At 50.6% G+C, this 17,962-nt stretch carries 20 protein-coding genes; 10 read left to right on the top strand and 10 right to left on the bottom strand.

Annotation, left to right across the window (positions count from 1 at the left end):
* Positions 1 to 58: 58 nt before the first annotated feature.
* From C0081_RS15155 to coaA, 6 genes are all read left to right on the top strand, one after another.
* Entirely contained in the window at positions 59 to 571 is a 513-nt protein-coding gene (locus tag C0081_RS15155) for a DUF2628 domain-containing protein (protein ID WP_101534674.1), read from the top strand.
* A 12-nt stretch (positions 572 to 583) separates the two neighbouring features.
* Positions 584 to 1,234 (top strand): imidazole glycerol phosphate synthase subunit HisH, encoded by a 651-nt coding sequence (hisH, locus tag C0081_RS15150; protein ID WP_101534673.1) that lies wholly within the window; start codon positions 584 to 586, stop codon positions 1,232 to 1,234.
* Positions 1,234 to 1,986, top strand: a complete 753-nt coding sequence (gene hisA / locus C0081_RS15145; RefSeq protein WP_101534672.1) for a 1-(5-phosphoribosyl)-5-[(5-phosphoribosylamino)methylideneamino]imidazole-4-carboxamide isomerase — start codon at positions 1,234 to 1,236, stop codon at positions 1,984 to 1,986. The genes hisH and hisA overlap by 1 nt, the downstream gene beginning before the upstream one ends.
* Positions 1,987 to 2,769: an imidazole glycerol phosphate synthase subunit HisF gene (gene hisF / locus C0081_RS15140; protein ID WP_101534671.1), complete on the top strand. Its 783-nt coding sequence runs from the start codon at positions 1,987 to 1,989 to the stop codon at positions 2,767 to 2,769.
* A 74-nt stretch (positions 2,770 to 2,843) separates the two neighbouring features.
* On the top strand, positions 2,844 to 3,167 hold the full coding sequence (locus C0081_RS15135) for a phosphoribosyl-ATP diphosphatase (protein ID WP_101534670.1): 324 nt from the start codon (positions 2,844 to 2,846) through the stop codon (positions 3,165 to 3,167).
* A 308-nt stretch (positions 3,168 to 3,475) separates the two neighbouring features.
* A complete protein-coding gene (gene coaA, locus C0081_RS15130; protein ID WP_101534669.1) occupies positions 3,476 to 4,429 on the top strand; it encodes a type I pantothenate kinase in 954 nt (317 codons plus the stop codon).
* A gap of 77 nt (positions 4,430 to 4,506) precedes the next feature.
* Here coaA and C0081_RS15125 read toward each other — a convergent pair whose 3' ends face one another.
* Positions 4,507 to 5,505 carry an adenosine kinase gene (locus C0081_RS15125; RefSeq protein WP_101534668.1) on the bottom strand — a complete coding sequence of 333 codons (999 nt, stop codon included), beginning with the start codon at positions 5,503 to 5,505 and terminating at the stop codon, positions 4,507 to 4,509.
* A gap of 209 nt (positions 5,506 to 5,714) precedes the next feature.
* Here C0081_RS15125 and C0081_RS15120 point away from each other — a divergent pair, with 209 nt between their 5' ends.
* Entirely contained in the window at positions 5,715 to 6,401 is a 687-nt protein-coding gene (locus C0081_RS15120) for a sulfate transporter family protein (RefSeq protein ID WP_101534919.1), read from the top strand.
* Positions 6,402 to 6,463: 62 nt separating this feature from the next.
* Here C0081_RS15120 and nth read toward each other — a convergent pair whose 3' ends face one another.
* A complete protein-coding gene (nth, locus tag C0081_RS15115; protein WP_245417964.1) occupies positions 6,464 to 7,300 on the bottom strand; it encodes an endonuclease III in 837 nt (278 codons plus the stop codon).
* 156 nt (positions 7,301 to 7,456) lie between these two features.
* On the opposite strand from nth, the gene C0081_RS15105 reads away from it, so the two are divergent.
* Together C0081_RS15105 and C0081_RS15100 are read left to right on the top strand one after the other, a co-directional pair.
* The gene (locus tag C0081_RS15105) at positions 7,457 to 7,987 is read left to right on the top strand and encodes a DUF2244 domain-containing protein (RefSeq protein ID WP_180966916.1); all 531 of its coding nucleotides are present in this window, start codon (positions 7,457 to 7,459) and stop codon (positions 7,985 to 7,987) included.
* A 91-nt stretch (positions 7,988 to 8,078) separates the two neighbouring features.
* Positions 8,079 to 8,969, top strand: coding sequence for a methylated-DNA--[protein]-cysteine S-methyltransferase (locus C0081_RS15100; RefSeq protein WP_101534918.1), 891 nt, complete (start codon positions 8,079 to 8,081; stop codon positions 8,967 to 8,969).
* Positions 8,970 to 9,043: 74 nt separating this feature from the next.
* On the opposite strand, the gene C0081_RS15095 is transcribed toward C0081_RS15100, so the two are convergent.
* From C0081_RS15095 to C0081_RS15085, 3 genes are all read right to left on the bottom strand, one after another.
* Positions 9,044 to 9,664 carry a 2,3-bisphosphoglycerate-dependent phosphoglycerate mutase gene (locus C0081_RS15095; protein WP_101534664.1) on the bottom strand — a complete coding sequence of 207 codons (621 nt, stop codon included), beginning with the start codon at positions 9,662 to 9,664 and terminating at the stop codon, positions 9,044 to 9,046.
* Between the two features lie 167 nt (positions 9,665 to 9,831).
* The gene (dapB, locus tag C0081_RS15090; protein ID WP_101534663.1) at positions 9,832 to 10,644 is read right to left on the bottom strand and encodes a 4-hydroxy-tetrahydrodipicolinate reductase; all 813 of its coding nucleotides are present in this window, start codon (positions 10,642 to 10,644) and stop codon (positions 9,832 to 9,834) included.
* A gap of 165 nt (positions 10,645 to 10,809) precedes the next feature.
* The gene (locus tag C0081_RS15085) at positions 10,810 to 11,697 is read right to left on the bottom strand and encodes a glycosyltransferase family 2 protein (RefSeq protein ID WP_210200521.1); all 888 of its coding nucleotides are present in this window, start codon (positions 11,695 to 11,697) and stop codon (positions 10,810 to 10,812) included.
* A gap of 553 nt (positions 11,698 to 12,250) precedes the next feature.
* Here C0081_RS15085 and C0081_RS15080 point away from each other — a divergent pair.
* Complete coding sequence (locus C0081_RS15080) at positions 12,251 to 12,883, top strand: DUF3592 domain-containing protein (protein WP_180966915.1); 633 nt, start codon at positions 12,251 to 12,253, stop codon at positions 12,881 to 12,883.
* A 298-nt stretch (positions 12,884 to 13,181) separates the two neighbouring features.
* On the opposite strand, the gene pyrF is transcribed toward C0081_RS15080, so the two are convergent.
* From pyrF to C0081_RS15050, 5 genes are all read right to left on the bottom strand, one after another.
* Positions 13,182 to 13,889, bottom strand: a complete 708-nt coding sequence (gene pyrF, locus C0081_RS15075) for an orotidine-5'-phosphate decarboxylase (protein WP_101534661.1) — start codon at positions 13,887 to 13,889, stop codon at positions 13,182 to 13,184.
* A 90-nt stretch (positions 13,890 to 13,979) separates the two neighbouring features.
* Positions 13,980 to 14,558, bottom strand: coding sequence for an NADPH-dependent FMN reductase (locus C0081_RS15070; RefSeq protein ID WP_101534660.1), 579 nt, complete (start codon positions 14,556 to 14,558; stop codon positions 13,980 to 13,982).
* A 203-nt stretch (positions 14,559 to 14,761) separates the two neighbouring features.
* Entirely contained in the window at positions 14,762 to 15,364 is a 603-nt protein-coding gene (locus C0081_RS15060) for a class I SAM-dependent methyltransferase (protein WP_101534658.1), read from the bottom strand.
* A 234-nt stretch (positions 15,365 to 15,598) separates the two neighbouring features.
* The gene (dnaJ, locus tag C0081_RS15055) at positions 15,599 to 16,729 is read right to left on the bottom strand and encodes a molecular chaperone DnaJ (protein WP_101534657.1); all 1,131 of its coding nucleotides are present in this window, start codon (positions 16,727 to 16,729) and stop codon (positions 15,599 to 15,601) included.
* Between the two features lie 26 nt (positions 16,730 to 16,755).
* On the bottom strand, positions 16,756 to 17,901 hold the full coding sequence (locus tag C0081_RS15050) for a glycosyltransferase family 4 protein (RefSeq protein ID WP_101534656.1): 1,146 nt from the start codon (positions 17,899 to 17,901) through the stop codon (positions 16,756 to 16,758).
* Between the last annotated feature and the right edge of the window lie 61 nt (positions 17,902 to 17,962).

Below are 17,962 nucleotides of genomic sequence, written 5' to 3'. Positions count from 1 at the left end.
TTGCATTTCCCATCTGGATGAACCAGTTTTCGGACAAGCAAATTGATGAGGCGGGGCGATGCCTTCCTATACCATTTATGAAAAACCGGACTTGCCACTCGAAGAAGCAATCGACAGTGCGATACTGGTAAAGAACCACTATTCAATGTTGGCTTTCTTTTTGCCGCTTGTCTGGATGCTCGTCAAACGACTTTGGTGGGTGTTGCTGATTTACGTCCTCTTGCTTATACCCCTTTTTGCGCTGGAATCGATTCTTCCAGTTTGGTCGGGCATGTTGATGACTTTGCTTGTCAGTCTTTGGCTTTGTCTTGAAGCCCCCAATCTGATCGGCTGGTCTCTAAAGCGCAAAGGGTATATCGAAGTGGCCAGTCTGTTTGCAGAAGATCGTGACCATTGTGAACGGCGATATGTGCAAGCCAAAGTGACGGCTGGTGATGCCGTTCCAAAATCCAAATCCATGGTTTCCACACCAAGCACTGGTAACAGCCCGATCAATACAAAAGACCGACTGCGTGAAAGCGCGCCAAAAGGCCCGATTATTGGGCTTTTCCCCGCTCCCGGCCAGTCGTAGGAGAAAGACCAAATGCGCATTGCGATCATTGATTATGGCTCGGGCAACCTTTGCTCTGCAGCCAAGGCTTTCGAACGCGCTGCGCGTGAAAGCGAACTGGATGCGGAGGTGCTGGTCACCTGTCATCCAGATGATGTGCGCAAGGCTGGGCATATTGTACTGCCCGGTGTGGGAGCCTTTGCCGATTGTCGCGCCGGACTGGATGCCGTCGATGGTATGACAGACGCCCTTACTGAGGCGGTGATCAAAGAGGGCAAACCCTTCTTGGGCATTTGTGTTGGTCTGCAATTGTTGGCCAGCCGCGGCCTTGAGCATGGTGTGACCCAAGGCTTGGACTGGATCTCTGGCGACGTGGTTGCCATGCAGCCCAGCGATCCTTCCTTGAAAATCCCCCATATGGGCTGGAACACCGTCAATCAGGTGGGTGAACACCCGCTGTGGGCGGGCATTCCGACAGGGCCTGACGGTCTTCACGCCTATTTTGTGCATTCCTATCATCTGGAACCGACAGATCCCGCGCATATTCTTGCAACATGTGACTATGCCCAGACGGTGACGGCCATGGTCGGGCGTGACAATATTGTCGGAACGCAATTTCACCCTGAAAAAAGCCAGAAGCTGGGCCTTGCGCTCATTTCCAACTTCCTCAATTGGAGGCCCTAATGATCATCTTTCCTGCAATCGACCTCAAAGATGGTCACTGTGTGCGCCTCAAACTGGGCGATATGGACCAAGCCACGGTGTTTAACACCGACCCCGGTGATCAGGCCCGCCGTTTTCAGGATCAGGGTTTTGAATGGCTGCATGTGGTCGATCTGAACGGCGCGTTCGCTGGCAAATCAGAAAACAGCACTGCCGTTGAGAGCATTTTAAAAAATACCACCAATCCGGTGCAGCTGGGTGGCGGCATCCGCGATCTGGCAGGCATTGAGCATTGGTTGGAAAAAGGCATTTCCCGTGTCATTCTGGGCACCGTCGCTGTGCGCGACCCAGCATTGGTAAAAGAAGCTTGCAAACGCTTCCCTGGCCGCGTGGCTGTTGGTATTGATGCCAAAGGCGGCAAGGTTGCCGTTGAAGGCTGGGCCGAAACATCTGAATTGACCGTTATTGATATGGCCCGTCAGTTTGAAGATGCAGGTGTTGCTGCAATTATCTATACCGATATCGACCGCGATGGCATCCTGACTGGTCTTAATATCACGGCGACGCTGGAACTTGCCAACGCCGTGTCTATTCCGGTCATCGCATCTGGTGGTTTGGCATCGATTGATGATGTAAAACGCTTGGTTGAGCCAGATTGTTCCATCCTTGAAGGGGCGATCACAGGTCGCGCGCTTTATGACGGACGCCTTGATCCGGCGGAAGCGCTGGCGCTGATCGCTGCGTCAAAATCTGGCAAAGCAGGGAATGTGTAAATGCTAAAAGCCCGCGTTATCCCTTGCCTTGACGTGAAAGATGGCCGTGTGGTCAAGGGTGTCAATTTTGTTGACCTGAAAGACGCCGGTGATCCGGTGGAAAGCGCCAAAGCCTATGATGCCGCCGGGGCAGATGAACTTTGCTTTCTTGATATCACTGCCAGCCACGAGAATCGCGACACCATTTTTGATGTGGTACGCCGCACCGCAGAAGAATGCTTTATGCCGGTCACCGTCGGTGGCGGCATCCGCACCACAGACAATATCCGTGATTTGCTCAAAGCCGGGGCTGATAAAGTTTCTATCAACACCGCGGCTGTGTTGCGCCGTGAATTTATCAAGGAAGCCGCTGAAAAATTTGGTGCCCAATGCATCGTCGCTTCGGTTGATGCAAAACGGGTATCCAAACACGGCGAACCGCTCAAATGGGAAATTTTCACCCATGGCGGGCGCACACCCACCGGCATTGATGCGATAGACTATGCGCAAGAAGTGGTTGATCTTGGTGCCGGAGAAATCCTGCTGACATCGATGGATCGTGACGGTACCAAAATTGGGTTCGATATCGACCTCACCCGCAAAATTGCCGATATGGTCTCCGTTCCGGTGATTGCGTCAGGTGGAGTTGGTACGCTCGACCATTTGGTGGAAGGCGTGCGCGATGGCCACGCAACAGCAGTGCTGGCAGCCTCCATTTTCCATTTTGGTGAATTTTCCATTCATGAAGCCAAGGCCCATATGGTCAAGGCGGGCATTCCCATGCGGATGGATCGTGATAAATAGGACTGCCCGAGAAGGGCTTTTCATACGCGGTTCATCAAAGACAAGCGCCACGAAGGCAAACAAGAGACAGTTTTATGAGCAATTTCACCCTGAGCGACCTTGAGGCTATCATCCAGACGCGAGCAACGTCCGACGATGAAATGTCCTACACCCGCAAACTGATGAATAAAGGTGTCGGAAAATGCGCCCAAAAACTGGGTGAAGAAGCGGTGGAATCCGTGATTGCTGCGATGAAGTCCGATAAAGCTGAATTGACCTCAGAGACAGCCGATCTACTGTATCATCTGTTGGTGGTGCTGAATATTTCCGGCGTGAAACTGGATGATGTCATGTTGGAGCTGGCCAATCGTACCGGACAGACAGGTCTGCAAGAAAAAGCCTCTCGTCCAGCTGACTGACACCTCATGCCTTTTGGTGCCGATCAAGATTCTAGAAGCCTCGGTAAAATACCTATTAAATGAACCAAAAACCTCCACTATTGTCCTAGTTCGCAGATGCACAAAAGACGGTAGAAGACGGAAGAAATTGAGTTCAATCAACTCATGTTGCGGCATTGATCGCTATTGTGCCACACAATTGATCCCGTTCCAGCCTCCCGCGGCAGGGTTGATGTCGCTGTAAGGTTTGGCATACAGGGACACAGGGAGGGGAGCCTTTAGAACGGGATTGACAGCAAGTCGATCAGTAAGGCTCTAGGGAACTCAAAATGGACCAAAACGAAAAGCGGCAGTTATCCCCCTACCGCGCCTTTACAAATGAAGAATGGGCAACTTTGAGGGCGGATACGCCCATGACGTTGACCGGCTCGGATCTGGAAAAGATCAAGAGCCTGAACGATCCCATTTCACTTCAGGAAGTGGAAGAAATTTATCTGCCACTCTCCAGATTGCTCAGTTATTATGTTGAATTTGCGAGGGGGTTGAACAACGCCACCCAGCATTTCCTCGGTACAAATGAGCCCAAAACGCCCTTTATCATCGGTGTTGCAGGGTCGGTGTCCGTGGGCAAATCGACCACCGCGCGTTTGTTGCAGGCCCTGTTGTCTCGGTGGTCTGCCAGTCCGCAAGTGGATCTGATCACCACAGACGGGTTTTTGCTGCCCAATGCCGTGTTGAATAAAGAAGGGCTGATGCGCCGCAAAGGCTTTCCGGAAAGCTATGATCGAACGGCTCTGATTCAGTTTCTGACCGACATCAAAGCCGGCAAGCGCAATGTCCGTGCGCCCGTTTATTCGCATTTCTATTATGATGTGATGCCCGATGAGCATGTAATCATTGACCAGCCCGATATCCTGATTCTGGAAGGCCTGAATGTGCTGCAAACCGGGATATTGCCAAAAGATGGCAAAGAAATCCCCTTTGTCTCGGACTTTTTCGATTTTTCGATCTATATCGATGCGGACGAAGACATATTGCACCGATGGTATCTCGAACGCTTCATGCGCTTGCGCGAGACCGCGTTTCGGGATTCTGAATCCTACTTCCACCGCTATTCACTGATTGAAGCAGACGAAGCAGACAAGATTGCTAACGATCTATGGGCGTCGATCAATCTGGTCAATCTGCGTGAAAATATCTTCCCTACTCGCCCGCGTGCGGATTTGGTTCTGGGAAAAGACGATAGTCACGCCATCAAGACAGTCATGCTACGCAAACTATAGTTTGCTCAAACTCTATCAACGCAAACAAAAAGGCGGCCAAAGGGCCGCCTTTTCTATGTGGAAGGAATTGCCTTGGCTTACAGCAAGCCTGCTTGTATCGCCGCTGATTTCATATCATGCTCAGGCCGTGGGCCAATATGCTGGATCACTTCTGATGCACAGAAGTTGCCCAGGGTCGCGCATTTCTCCAATTCCATGCTTTGGGACAAACCAAACAGAAAGCCTGCCGCATACAGATCACCCGCACCGGTGGTGTCCACCAGTTCGCGGATTGTGCAGGCTTTTACATGATGGGTTTCGTTGTGGGAAATAGCAATTGAGCCTTCTTCACCAAGGGTGACGGCGGACAGTTTGGTATCCTCGCGCAACGCGTTAAGCGCAGTTGCTCGATCAGCAGTCTGATACAGCGCTTTGATTTCCGGTTCATTTGCAAAAACAATGTCTACCTGTCCGCTTTTCATCAACTCGAGAAATTCGTCACGAAAGCGATCAACACAGAAACTATCCGACAAGGTGATTGAAACCTGACGTCCTGCTTCATGAGCGATTTTTGCGGCTTTGCGGAATGCGTTTTTGGCGCCTTCCTTGTCCCACAAATAGCCTTCCATATAGGTGATGCCCGCATTGGCAACAACATCTGCGTCGATATCTTCTTCAGACAATTCAACGCATGCACCCAGGTAGGTGTTCATGGTGCGCTCACCATCGGGCGAAATGAGAATCATTGATCGTGCAGTTGGTGCACCACCAAGCAGCGGAGTGCTTTCAAAATGTGCCCCGAGCGAGCGCATATCATGGGTGAATGTCTTGCCCAATTGATCATCAGCCACTTTGCCAAAATAGGCTGGATGTCCGCCGAGGCTGGCTATTCCAAAAATGGTATTGCCGGCGCTACCCCCAGACGCTTCAATGGTCGGGCCCATCTTGGCATAGAGATATTCTGCGCGGTCAGTGTCGATCAGATTCATTGAACCCTTGTGTAAGCCTTCGGAAACCAGAAAATCATCGTCCGTGCGCGAAAGCACGTCAACAATAGCGTTACCAATTCCAAGAATATCAAAACGAGGTGCTGTCATGCCCTACTCCGGCCTTTTTTGGCCTGATCAAACCAACGTCAACCAACGAGGGACCAATAGCCTTGTAAAATCTGTCAAAGTCGGCGGCAGTATAGTAGGGCAGCGTCGCAAGGCAACCGGCAAAACCGTGAAAAGGCCTTGCAGAACTGCTTTTGCCCGCCTATGTGAAACAAGATATTGATGAAACCGACCAAATGAGGCCTGTGGCCATGCTTTCTTCCGCCCTATTGGCGTTCAACCAGCTTTTCACCAAACCCTTTCGTTCCGTCTTTTGGAAAATGCTTGGCATCACAATTTTATTGCTTGGGCTTGTCTGGGTCGGAATTGAGAGCGGTATTGAGTATCTTTTGACTTTGGAAGATTTTCTGCCCGGTTGGGCCGAGACCGTAGCCAAAGTTATCACCGGTTTTGGCTTTTTCTTTGGCTTGTGGTTCCTGATCATCCCCGTTTCGACCATTGTGGCGGGACTTTTCCTCGATCAGGTCAGCCATGTTGTGGAAGATACCCATTATCCTCATGAACCTCATGGCCGCGATTTGCCGATCATGGATGCTGTGTTTCAGACCATTCGATTTGTGTTGGTCGTCATCGGCGTCAACTTGGTGGTTCTATTGATGATCCCATTCTTGGGATTGGGCATCCCGCTTTTCTTCATCGCCAACGGCTATTTGCTGGGACGAGAATATTTTGAACAAGCCGCTCTGCGGTTTCGCAACCAAACAGAACTAAAAGAATTGCGCGCACGTCATGGTGCCAAGATCTTTATCGGAGGGGTGCTGATTGCGATATTCATCTCTATACCGCTGCTGAACCTGCTGACACCGCTGTTTGCGACGGCCTTTATGGTTCATGTGCATAAGAAATTCACGGGTTCCAAACCCGTTAATACGCTGTAAAATGCTCCGATCCACCGATCTTCTAAAGCCGATGCAGAAAAATTCGCAGCGGCTTTTTATGTCTAGCCCAGAAATTCACCGGTTTTGTCCGGCGCGCTTTGGCGATTGTCATAGGAATCGAGCTCAACAATCGGAGCTGGTACCGAATAGGTTTTGTCCTTAAACAAACAAAGATCGGCAACAATGCATTTCCGGCAGTCGGGCTTGCGTGCTTTGCAGACATAGCGACCGTGCAAGATCAGCCAATGGTGCGACTGGCGGACATAGGCCGCTGGAATGATTTTTTCCAACGCCATTTCTACTTCTTCGACATTTTTGCCCGGAGCCAACCCCAAGCGATTGGCGAGGCGAAAGATGTGGGTATCAACCGCAATGGTGGGCTGGCCAAAGAAAATATTCAAAACAACATTGGCAGTTTTGCGCCCTACACCGGGCAAACTGACCAGAGACTCTCGATCATCCGGCACTTGCGAGCCAAATTCATCAATCAATTTTTGGCTGAGCAGAATGACATTCTTGGCTTTGTTGCGATAAAGGCCGATGGTCTTGATATAGTCTCGAACCGCATCTTCTCCAAGCGAAACCATTTTCTCCGGTGTATCAGCTATGGCAAACAGCGGGCCTGTTGCTTTGTTGACCCCCACGTCGGTGGCCTGCGCGGACAAAACCACTGCGACCAGCAATGTGTAAGCGCTGGTATAATCCAGTTCACCGCGCGGATCGGGGCGCTGGGCTTGAAAGCGAGCAAAGAGGGTTTCGATGTCCTCTTTGGACATCTTGCTCCATTTGCGCCGGCGAGTGGGCTTTTTGGCAGCTGGTTTGCCGGTTGCTTGGGCTTTCTCCTTGGGTGGCTTTTGCCGCTCTCCTTTTGGGTCTGAAGCATCCTGTTTATCGGTCACGATCCTGCATCCTTTTTGCGATTGCCACAAATCCCATCAAACAAACGCCAATATTGGTGTTTTGCTCCAATCGTGCAAGCGCTTTGATCAAAAAGTGGCAGGCTAGAAAAAACTTATGGGAAAATACGTAATTTCGAATAAACTGGCGTCATGACGATGATTGATGAAAACAGCGCGGCCTTGCCGACAGCCTCTGGCCCCTATTTCAATGCCATACTGCATCCCTATCGATCGATGGGACGCAAAGGTTTCTTCTGGATCATTGTCTGTATCGGAGGTGCGATGCTGGTGATGTCTATCCCGTTCTTTTTGCTAGGGGCGTGGCCGATCATTGGCTTTGCTGGATTGGATGTGTTGCTGCTCTATTGGGCTTTGCGTAGGAACTGTTCAGATGCGCGGGCCAAAGAACAAATTGAGATTACCCACGACAAGGTCACGCTGGTCCAGACATCGCCCAAAGGGCATCAACAACAATTTTGCTTCAATCCCTATTGGGTGCGTCTTGAAGCCGTTCATGAAGAAGACAAAGGCATGACCAAACTGAGTTTGACCTCCCACGGACAGTCGACAGAGATTGGTGCGTTCCTGCATGCTTGTGAACGTGAAAGTCTGGCGCAGGCACTGAAGACAGCCTTGCAGGATGCCAAAACCACCAAGACCATGCATGCGCAAGTTTCGGGTGGCTGACGCGGGCCATTGGCGATAGCCTGCTGTTCCATTCACGAGGACTTGCGTCATGATCAATAGCCAGATTGTTCCATCCAGCAGCGATTTGCCCATGCTAACCGCAGCGCAAAGCAACCTTGCCGACGAGCAAGAGGTGTTGAAGGATTATGATGCTATTCGCCGCTCGATAGAATATCTGACCGGTCAATGGCGGGATCAACCCAATCTGGATGATCTCTCTAGCCACATCGGCTTGTCTTCTCATCATTTGCAAAGATTGTTCACGCGCTGGACCGGAGGGTTGTCTCCCAAAGGCTTCTTGCAAGCCGTTACTCTTGATCACGCCAAAGCATTGCTGGATCAATCCGCGTCCGTAATGGATACAGCCTTTGAAGTGGGCCTGTCTGGTCCTTCACGCTTGCATGACTTGTTTGTCACCCACGAAGCCATCACGCCGGGCATATACAAAGCCAAGGGGGAAGGGCTGGTGATTGACTATGGATTTCACGCAAGTCCCTTCGGCAATGCATTGATTATGACAACAGGACAAGGGCTTGCCGGATTGGCCTTTGCAGACCCCGGCGAAGAAGTATCTGCCTTCAGCGATATGAGCAGTCGCTGGCCACGCGCCACCTACCGACAGAATGCAAGCACCACTCGTCCCTTCGCAAAGCGCATCTTCAATCCCTCTGCTTGGCAGGAAGAACAGCCTTTGCGCATTACCCTGATCGGCACTGATTTTGAAATCAGGGTGTGGGATACATTGTTAAAGGTCCCCTTTGGCGACATGACCAGCTATTCAAACATCGCTCAACAGGTCGGTAGCCCCAAGGCCGCCCGCGCCGTCGGGACGGCTGTGGGTAAGAACCCGATATCATTCGTTGTGCCGTGCCATCGTGTGATGGGTAAGGGCGGCTCGATTTGTGGTTATCATTGGGGGTTGACGCGTAAACGCGCCATATTGGGCTGGGAGCGCGGGCATCTGGCAGGCGGCGCTTCATAGCGTTAGGTTTTGATGGGCAACAAAAAAGGGTGGCCAAAGCCACCCTTTCGATACCGAACCAATCAACCAAAATCTTAGAGATTGATGATTTCTTTAGACAATACACTGGTGTCAGCGTTGAACTTGTAGACCATCGGAACACCGGTGCCCAAGTTTACGTCTAGAATTTCTGTGGTGGTCAGACGGTCAAGCACCATCACCAATGAGCGCAGGGAGTTTCCATGCGCTGCACAAAGCACAGACTTACCAGACATTACCTGTGGCAGAATGTCGGTGATGAAATACGGCAGGGTGCGTGCAGCGGTGTCTTTTAGGCTTTCACCACCTGGAGGAGGCACGTCATAAGACCGGCGCCAGATGTGAACCTGCTCTTCGCCCCATTTTTTGCGGGCATCGTCTTTGTTCAGACCGGCCAGATCACCATAATCGCGTTCGTTGAGTGCCTGATCGCGAATGGTTTTGAGGTCAGATTGACCAACGCCATCCAGAATATGCTGACAGGTTTTTTGCGCACGCTGCAGGTCAGACGTGAAAGCAATGTCAAATTTCATAGCCATTTCATTGAGCTTCTTGCCAGCGGCAATTGCTTCGGAAACACCCTGTTCGGTTAAGTCTGGATCTTTCCAGCCAGTAAACAGGTTTTTCAGGTTCCAGTCGCTCTGGCCATGACGTACCAGCACTAGTGTCCGTTCCATCGGATCCACTCCTTCGCAGCAAATGAAAGCAATTTCTGCTGATTCTAGGAGTAGATCAGACAAGAAAAGGCTTTGTTTCAATGTTTTGAATCATTTCCCGCGAGCAGACTGTCACGAGAATTGTTCAAATTGCGGTTTCAAACTCCAAGCATGACTGTGTGTTGAGCTCAATTCAGGCCCAGAACATCCATCATGGTGTAATAGCCAACAGGTTTTTCTTTTGTCCATAGGGCCGCTTTGACGGCACCCCTTGCAAAAACAGTGCGATCCTGGGCTTTATGCGTCAGCTCGATGCGTTCGCCCTCCCCTGCCAGAATTACAGTATGTTCGCCAATGACCGATCCACCGCGCAATGTGGCAAACCCGATAGAGCCACGTTCGCGCGCGCCTGTGATACCCTCACGAGACATAACTGCGTTGCTGTGCAAATCAATCCCCCGACCTTCTGCTGCTGATTCTCCCAGCAAAAGAGCGGTCCCAGACGGTGCATCCACTTTGTGCTTATGGTGCATCTCAACCACTTCAATATCAAAATCGGCATCCAGCGATCGGGCGGCTTGTTCTACCAGCTTGCCCAGAAGATTGACACCAAGGCTCATATTTCCGGATTTGACCATCACGGAACCTGAACTGGCAATGTCTTTAAGCTCGGCTTCTTGCTCAGGCGTAAAGCCTGTGGTGCCGATAATGTGGGCTTTGCCTTTTTGTGCGGCAATCTTTGCAAAGGAAAGAGTCGCAAGTGGTGCTGTGAAATCAATCAGACCATCGGCAGCGTCAAGAGCCGCTCCAAGGTCTGTGGTCACCTCGACGTTCAATGGTTGTTGTCCGGCAAGTGCTCCTGCATCAATGCCGATGCAGTCGGCACCTTCGCGCTCAACGGCTCCAGCGACACAGACCCCTTGTTGGTCGGTGATAGCAGCGATGAGCGCGCGTCCCATGCGCCCCTGAGCACCCATGACAACCAGTCGCATATCAGCCATTGATTTGCCTCGCCTATGGTTCACGTAAAAGCCAGATCTTTTCTGGACCCCTTCTAAGCGGGATACGACTTTAGCGCAAGTCCATAGCAGCATCCTGCATGGCTGCACCTCGCTGTTTGCATAATATTATACGCATTTACGGGAGATTGAAGGCACGGCCGAGGTTTATTGGTCGCGGCGCGTTTTCTGGTTGAGTTCCGTTTCATACATTTTTGCAACGCGCAAAAAACGGGAAAAAGCATAATTATACGCAAGGGCCATGCCCCAAAAACCATATATAAACTGTCTGCGCAGGACATATCCCTTAAGGAAAGCCAGAGGGAACTCTGTTAGCAGCCTCCACCGGGAAATATGTCGCCCGCGTTGTAGCATGTCGTTGACTTGCATATCAGAAATACGGTTCATTTTGGCAACAGAAACTTGCAGTGAGCGCATAGAACGGTGGTTGACTTTGGCTTTCAGAGTATCAATTCGCGCTTTTGGCAAAGGCCGTACAGTGTCATGCACGCTGGAATCAGAGAATCGACCCTTATGGCGGTTATAAAGGCGATATTGCCAATAACCGTATGCCCATTTTTTGGCTTTATCTTCATGAGGGAAAATATCAAGGATTTCCACCCGGCAAATATCGGTATCTGGGAATGGCTTGAACAAAGACACTATCTCGTCGCGCAAGGCGGTAGTGATCTCTTCATCCGCGTCAATATTCAGCAGCCAGTCATGTTTGCATAAATCCTCTGCATGGCGCTTTTGTTCTCCATACCCACGCCAATCATTATGGGAGACTTTGGCTCCGCAAGCTTTCGCCAATTCAACGGTTCGGTCACTAGAGCCAGAATCAACCACAATGACTTCATCAACCCACTGTATCACGCTTCGAATGGCCGTTTCGATTCTGTCATCCTCGTTCAGAGTAATGATGAAGACAGAAACAGGAAGCTTATCAGTTGATGTCACGGGTTTGCTCATTCTCAGGGTCAATCCAACGGATGCATGAATAGCGTGAGGTGCTGCATAGGCATTTTGAATCCAAAATTTCCTCATGTCTGCCATTCGCAGACCCTTATTACCAAAGCTTACATCTGATGAAAACCGTTCATATCTGTTCAATACATAGCGATGTAGCCTCACCCCATGTCGCCGGTTGGTGGCAAAATTCTTGTCCTGATAACACGTCTCTTTGGGTGCCCCATTTTGACTCATTCCCACTAGACTCGCCCCCTGCAAGTATTAACCCTTTTTTAAGAGAGAATGACTCTGCTGTGTTCGGCACCCTTGTTATCAAATGTGAATATGAGGCAATTTTTGAATTTTGTGACGCGCCAAGACTCTGGCTCCAAACGTCTTTTTATCCGTTTATCTTACGTTAGACTCTGGTAAACCAAGACTGTGACAGTTGAAAAACTGTGAAGACTCTGTGGATAATAAATGTTAATAAGCGGTTAATCAGGAATCTTGTTTCACTTGTAAAGGATATAAATAAAATTTTTCCGAAGACTCAAGCATTTCATTAAACTTATGCTGTATGCTTGATCTTACATTGGTTCAATTCGAAATATGTGATTACATTAGACCCTATATTCATTGTGTTACCGAGTATTATATCATGCGTTATCAACCTGCTTATGTTTATCCCGGTACCCAACGGCTTGGCCGGGACCCGATTGAAACAACCACCGGCTGGCAATTTAATCGCCCGCGGTTCCATGCGGATCAGCGCAAGTCAGTGCGTCTTGTCCGTTTTATGCTTGTTGTTCTTGGATTGCTGTTATTGATTGTTGGCGCTGCGCACTTTTTTACCGCTCACACTGCCAAAGGCTGGGAGCAAGTATCGGCGACCGTCACGCGCGCTGATGTCGTGCGCATGAAATATGAAGACGGCACGCCAGTTTTCACTGCCAAAATTGAATATCAATATACGAAAAACGGCCAAACCTTTATGGGGGATCGCTTCTCTGTGCAGCCCATTCGCTCGCAATCACCCGGTGAAGTGAAGCGTATGATCTCAGCTTATAGCGTTGGACGCACTGTATTGGCTCATGTTAACCCGGACCGCCCGGAAAAGACCTATTTGACCGCCAATCCTGAAAGCTATCTCTATTCCCTGATCATACCCGGCCTGATTATGCTCGCCTTGAGCTTGGCAATAGGGCAGGCGATTTACATGCATGCGGAACGTAAACAGCGCAAAGCATGGCGGTTTGGAGAGTTCAACGGTCCGGTGCCTAATGCAGCCTAATGGGTCAAGCCGTGTTTGATAGAGAAACCAATAAATAGCGCAATGAGGCAATTATTTCTGATTGCCTTCGCTATGGAGATCTCGGTATCGGGCTTAGACAGAGGTCTGACAAAGAGAACTGCGTCGTCTTATATTTGATAACAAGATCGTAGCAAATTGCACTCTTCACACGCTGATGCCAAATTGCGTGGTTTTTGGCCGGTTCGGCCGGTCTTTTGGATAGAACGCAGACATGACAGCTGCGCGCTTTTGGGGATCTGCACGATAAGTCATTCAAATTTTGTGCTAAGTCAGTCCTCTAGCGTTTGCCGAGAGCGACCGCGATATCGTCAATAATGGATTTTGCCATATCTGATCTGCTAGGAGCACCAAGAATAGGACGGCCAACCACGAGATAGTCGGCTCCTACAGCAATGGCGCGGGCTGGTGTCATAATGCGCTTCTGGTCGCCAGCGTCACTGCCTATTGGGCGAATACCCGGTGTAACGATCGCCATATCTGGTCCGACAATGGCGCGCATGGACTGAGCCTCCTGCGCAGAACACACAATGCCATCCATACCGGCGGCACGCGCGTCGGCTGCGCGCTTGGCTACCAGTTCTGCTGCCGTCATTCGATAGCCAGCCGCATCCAGATCTTCGTCATCCATTGACGTGAGAACCGTAACCCCCAGCAATTGCAGATCGCTATCGCCACGACCTGCGACAGCTGCCCGCATTACCTTGGGGTAGGCATGAACGGTCAGGAATTTAGCACCCATTGTTTTGATTGAACCGACGCCTTTTTCGACAGTATTGTCAATGTCGAGCAATTTGAGGTCCATAAAGACGTCTTTGCCGTCTTGGATCAATTGCTGCGCAAGCTCAAATCCACCCGCATAGCCAAGTTGATAGCCAATTTTGTAAAAGGAGACGCTGTCGCCCAAATCATCGATGATGCGGCGTGCATCGTCGACAGAAGGCACATCAAGAGGAACAATCAAACGGTCACGGGGGCTGATAGACATCGGGCAGGCTCCTGGCAAGGTCGGTTCGACAAGAGCCATATCATCCCAAAACCGTATGGTCCATAGGCCAAACGAAAGTCAGCTTGCCATTCACGCGAGTGACTTGAGGCGTTGTGCTGTTTGAACCAACTTGCTGGCACAATTATTCAGAAATGCTGCTTCGCGATCTCCCGTCAGATCTCCCTTGTCATCAAAGGCATTCCCTGCAGATCCGATGCTGATTTGTTCGGGAATAACAATGGCACCCAGCGCCACAAGGATTTGCCGCAAATGAGCAAGGGAGCGCATACCGCCCAATTTGCCGGGAGACGCAGAGCCGATGGCAAAAACGGGAGTATTAAAAGGATCACGGCCATCTGAAGGCACGCGCGAAATCCAGTCCAGCGTATTCTTTAGCAAAGGAGTGAGAGACGCATTATATTCAGGGCTGGCGATAAAAACACCGTCATGCTGCGCCAAAAGTTTGGACAGTCGAACGGCGTTGTCTGGCAATCCCTTTTCAGTCTCATCATCCGCATTGAAAAGCGGCAAGGGATAATCCTCTAGCGAAATGAGGGTGGCATTTATTCCCGTCAAGCTCAATTGCTTGGCCATCGTTCCCGCGAGGGCGTAATTATAGCTATCGGTTCGGGTTGAACCCGCCAGACAAAGAAGGCGAAATGTTTGCATAAGGAGGCCCCTATTCTGATATGTCACGATGCAATTGAGACCTGCATTCTTGTAAAATTGCAAGGGTGCATACAATCAGAATGGCGGGCTTCAAAGATCAAGAAAATTGTTTCGCTTGCGATTTTATGCCTGTTTTCGATTGATTTTCAGGGCATCGCAGCTATTCATTGTCGCTCGTTTGCGGCAACAATATTTGCCCAAGCTTAATTTACAGGGCGGCGGTAGACCCAAACCCGTGCAGGGGGCAAGTTGCCCAAGACCCAACTGCTGGTTTCTATCGTAAAGTTGCCTTCACTCTCTGGCACTGGCGGAACCAGCGCATAAGAAAACTGGATAAAAGGCGCTCCCGGTGACAAGGCATCTAGGCACAGTGAGATCAAACGCTTGCGCATTGCTTTTGGTTTGGTGAAGAGAGGCAGGCTTGAGACAACCGCACACAAGGGTTCATCAATGTGCTCTTGACGGATCGCTTCAAAATCATAGGCATCGCCCTGCATCACCGTTGCTCCCGCGAACCGATCACGCAGGATCTCAACAAACTCAGTAGAATATTCAATGGCAAGAATACGCATCGGATCAACACCGCAGTTGATCACTGCTTGGGTGACGACGCCAGTTCCAGGCCCTAATTCCAGCACACGTCCTGAAATACTCGTGTCGATATAGGAAGCCATGCGCTTCGCAAGTGCCGGGCTTGAAGGAGCCACAGCGCCCGTTTTTAGTGGATTGTCAAACCACTGCCGGAGAAAACGGATTTCATCTGGCAAACGGCCGATTAGGGGGCGGTTACGCAATTTCTTGAGCATTTATTCCTCGAAAACTTGTCGTGCCCAAGCCCTACTGCTCGTAACTGTCATTGTTGCGAAACTGGGTGCGGTCCTGATCACGTAACAGCACTATGAAAAACGCTTATACCAGACTTAGGGTGTATTTATGTCGGTGAAAAGACCTTAGCAGAACAAATCGTCATGTTTTTCTAGAATGCACAAAAAAGGAGGCATGTCTCGGCTTGCCTCCTTTTTATGCATCAGCTTATCAAATTATTCTGCGATACGTTCGAAAAAATCTTTCACCTTGGCAAAAAAGCCTGTGCTATCGGGGTGATTATCGTCATGGCTCAAATCACCGAACTCCTGAATCAGTTCTCTTTGACGCTTGGTCAATTTGCGCGGCGTTTCCACCTCAACCTGAATATACATGTCACCATATTGTGGACTGCGTAGCACCGGCATGCCTTTGCCTCGTAAGCGGAACTGTTTGCCGGTCTGGGTTCCTTCAGGAACCTTCACGCGGGTTTTACCACCATCGACAGTCGGCACTTCAAATTGCCCGCCCAAAATTGCGGTGGTCATGGAAATGGGAACACGACAGAAAATATCGGCCCCGTCCCGCTGGAACAATTCATGCGGTTTTTGCGTCAGGAAGATATAGAGATCGCCGGGTGGGCCACCGCGAACACCTGCTTCTCCTTCACCAGACAGGCGGATACGCGTGCCATCTTCAATTCCGGCTGGAATATTAACAGAAAGGTTGCGATTTTCGGTGGTGCGGCCTGCGCCACCACAGCTGTCGCAAGGGTCTTCAATAAACTCGCCACGACCGTGACAACTCGGACAGGTGCGCTCGACGGTAAAGAAGCCCTGGCTTGCCCGAACCTTCCCCATACCACCACAGGTGCGGCATGGTTTGGGGCTGGTGCCTGCCTTGGCGCCTGTTCCCGAACAAGATGTGCAGGTAACCGAAGTCGGCACATCGATTTCTGCGGTTTTGCCGTGAAAGGCTTCTTCGAGTGAGATTTCCATGTTGTAGCGCAAATCAGCGCCGCGTTCTCGACCGCGCGAGCGTCGCCCACCGCCGCCGCCCATCATATCGCCGAAGATATCTTCAAAAATATCGGACATAGAAGAGCCGAAATCAGATCCAAACCCTTGGCCAGCTCCACCTTGCTCAAATGCGGCATGACCGTAGCGGTCATAAGCGGCTCTTTTTTCAGAGTCTTTGAGGACTTCGTAGGCCTCATTCACAACCTTGAAAAGCGACTCGGCTTCTGGGTTGTCCGGGTTCCGGTCAGGGTGAAACTGCATAGCCTTTTTGCGAAAGGCGCTTTTCAGCTCCTTGTCGGAAGCCTCGCGGGAGACCTCGAGTGTTTCGTAATAATCGGCTTTGGACATAATTGCTTAATCCACCTGTAAAAGCGTTAGGTCGCTACCCCGTTAATATCATGCTCAGACAAGTCATTAACTGGCGCAAGGCCACAAGGCGCCAGAACGGCAGCAATGCGGTTGCGCCAAAGACACGCTTCACCGTGGGTTTTGGACGAGGATTGCATCGAAGCATGCAACGCCTTGTCGCCGAGGACCGAAAGCACTGCGCTGGACACATTTTCTGTGCTGGTTGCATCCACAACCAATCCTGTTACGCCATCAACAATCGCCTCGGGAGCACCACCTGCATCGCCACAAACCGTTGGCAATCCTTGTAAGGCGGCTTCAACATAACTGATGCCATAACCTTCGCGTTCCTCAATCACTTGTCTTCCCGGTTGAAGAAACAAATCAGCAGATCGGAACAAAGCGGTTTTCGTCGAATCGTCAATCCAACCCAAAAACTCAACATTTTTATCCAGATCCAGCGACAGCACCAACGCCTGCAAGCGTTCCAAATCATCACCGATACCGGCAATAGCCAACTTGGCGTCAGGAAACTGCTGCAATATAGCGGGCATCGCTGAAATTGCTTGATCAAGCCCTTTCCAGTCGATCAACCGACAGGTGCAGAGCAGTTTTGGAGAATGCGTAGACCAAATCTGGTCCAACCGAGCTTGGTCTTCCGGGGCAGGGAGCTCCGGATCAAAAATGGGTGGATGGACAATGGACGATAATGCCCCAGCGGGAGTAAAGGCTTTTGCCCGTCCCATGGTTTCCTGTGAATTGAAAATGATATGGTCAGCTTTGCTCAGGGCTGCTTGGATGCGCTCGATCTTTTTTCCGACATTAGGGAATTCGTTGCCATGAGCCCATGTCACAACAGGGAAGGGCTGGGATGGATCCAAAAGCTCCAAACTCTTCCATGTATCAGCATAAAGCGCCTGTACCTCGCCCGATTTCACCAATTGTGATAACCGGCGTGCCTTTAGACGTCGCCGCAAAGGGCGGGGGCCAGAAAACCATTCCACTTCATAGGGAAGATTGGCCTGCTGCTGCCATTGCCGTGCGTCTTTTCCTCCATCTGCGAGCACCAGAACAGAATAGCCTGCCTTGGCGATATACTCAGCAGTACCGGCCAGAAGATTTTGGATACCACCGGTTCTTGGGGGAAAAGCCTGCGCTGAAATGACGATCATGCTCGGTTCCGTTCTGCGACTGTCTTTGCGGGATCAATATGGAAAAGCCGACGCCAGTGAG

The organism is Cohaesibacter celericrescens (assembly GCF_002866925.1).
Classification (GTDB): Bacteria; Pseudomonadota; Alphaproteobacteria; order Rhizobiales; family Cohaesibacteraceae; genus Cohaesibacter; species Cohaesibacter celericrescens.
This window is presented reverse-complemented; position numbering and strand designations above follow the sequence as displayed.

Bases quoted from the DNA above. Each gene is read 5' to 3' on its own strand.
- C0081_RS15155 (WP_101534674.1), top strand. From the start codon at position 59: ATGCCTTCCTATACCATTTATGAAAAACCGGACTTGCCACTCGAAGAA.
- hisH (WP_101534673.1), top strand. From the start codon at position 584: ATGCGCATTGCGATCATTGATTATGGCTCGGGCAACCTTTGCTCTGCA.
- hisA (WP_101534672.1), top strand. From the start codon at position 1,234: ATGATCATCTTTCCTGCAATCGACCTCAAAGATGGTCACTGTGTGCGC.
- hisF (WP_101534671.1), top strand. From the start codon at position 1,987: ATGCTAAAAGCCCGCGTTATCCCTTGCCTTGACGTGAAAGATGGCCGT.
- C0081_RS15135 (WP_101534670.1), top strand. From the start codon at position 2,844: ATGAGCAATTTCACCCTGAGCGACCTTGAGGCTATCATCCAGACGCGA.
- coaA (WP_101534669.1), top strand. From the start codon at position 3,476: ATGGACCAAAACGAAAAGCGGCAGTTATCCCCCTACCGCGCCTTTACA.
- C0081_RS15125 (WP_101534668.1), bottom strand. From the start codon at position 5,505: ATGACAGCACCTCGTTTTGATATTCTTGGAATTGGTAACGCTATTGTT.
- C0081_RS15120 (WP_101534919.1), top strand. From the start codon at position 5,715: ATGCTTTCTTCCGCCCTATTGGCGTTCAACCAGCTTTTCACCAAACCC.
- C0081_RS15105 (WP_180966916.1), top strand. From the start codon at position 7,457: ATGATTGATGAAAACAGCGCGGCCTTGCCGACAGCCTCTGGCCCCTAT.
- C0081_RS15100 (WP_101534918.1), top strand. From the start codon at position 8,079: ATGCTAACCGCAGCGCAAAGCAACCTTGCCGACGAGCAAGAGGTGTTG.
- C0081_RS15095 (WP_101534664.1), bottom strand. From the start codon at position 9,664: ATGGAACGGACACTAGTGCTGGTACGTCATGGCCAGAGCGACTGGAAC.
- dapB (WP_101534663.1), bottom strand. From the start codon at position 10,644: ATGGCTGATATGCGACTGGTTGTCATGGGTGCTCAGGGGCGCATGGGA.
- C0081_RS15085 (WP_210200521.1), bottom strand. From the start codon at position 11,697: ATGGCAGACATGAGGAAATTTTGGATTCAAAATGCCTATGCAGCACCT.
- C0081_RS15080 (WP_180966915.1), top strand. From the start codon at position 12,251: ATGCGTTATCAACCTGCTTATGTTTATCCCGGTACCCAACGGCTTGGC.
- pyrF (WP_101534661.1), bottom strand. From the start codon at position 13,889: ATGTCTATCAGCCCCCGTGACCGTTTGATTGTTCCTCTTGATGTGCCT.
- C0081_RS15070 (WP_101534660.1), bottom strand. From the start codon at position 14,558: ATGCAAACATTTCGCCTTCTTTGTCTGGCGGGTTCAACCCGAACCGAT.
- C0081_RS15060 (WP_101534658.1), bottom strand. From the start codon at position 15,364: ATGCTCAAGAAATTGCGTAACCGCCCCCTAATCGGCCGTTTGCCAGAT.
- dnaJ (WP_101534657.1), bottom strand. From the start codon at position 16,729: ATGTCCAAAGCCGATTATTACGAAACACTCGAGGTCTCCCGCGAGGCT.
- C0081_RS15050 (WP_101534656.1), bottom strand. From the start codon at position 17,901: ATGATCGTCATTTCAGCGCAGGCTTTTCCCCCAAGAACCGGTGGTATC.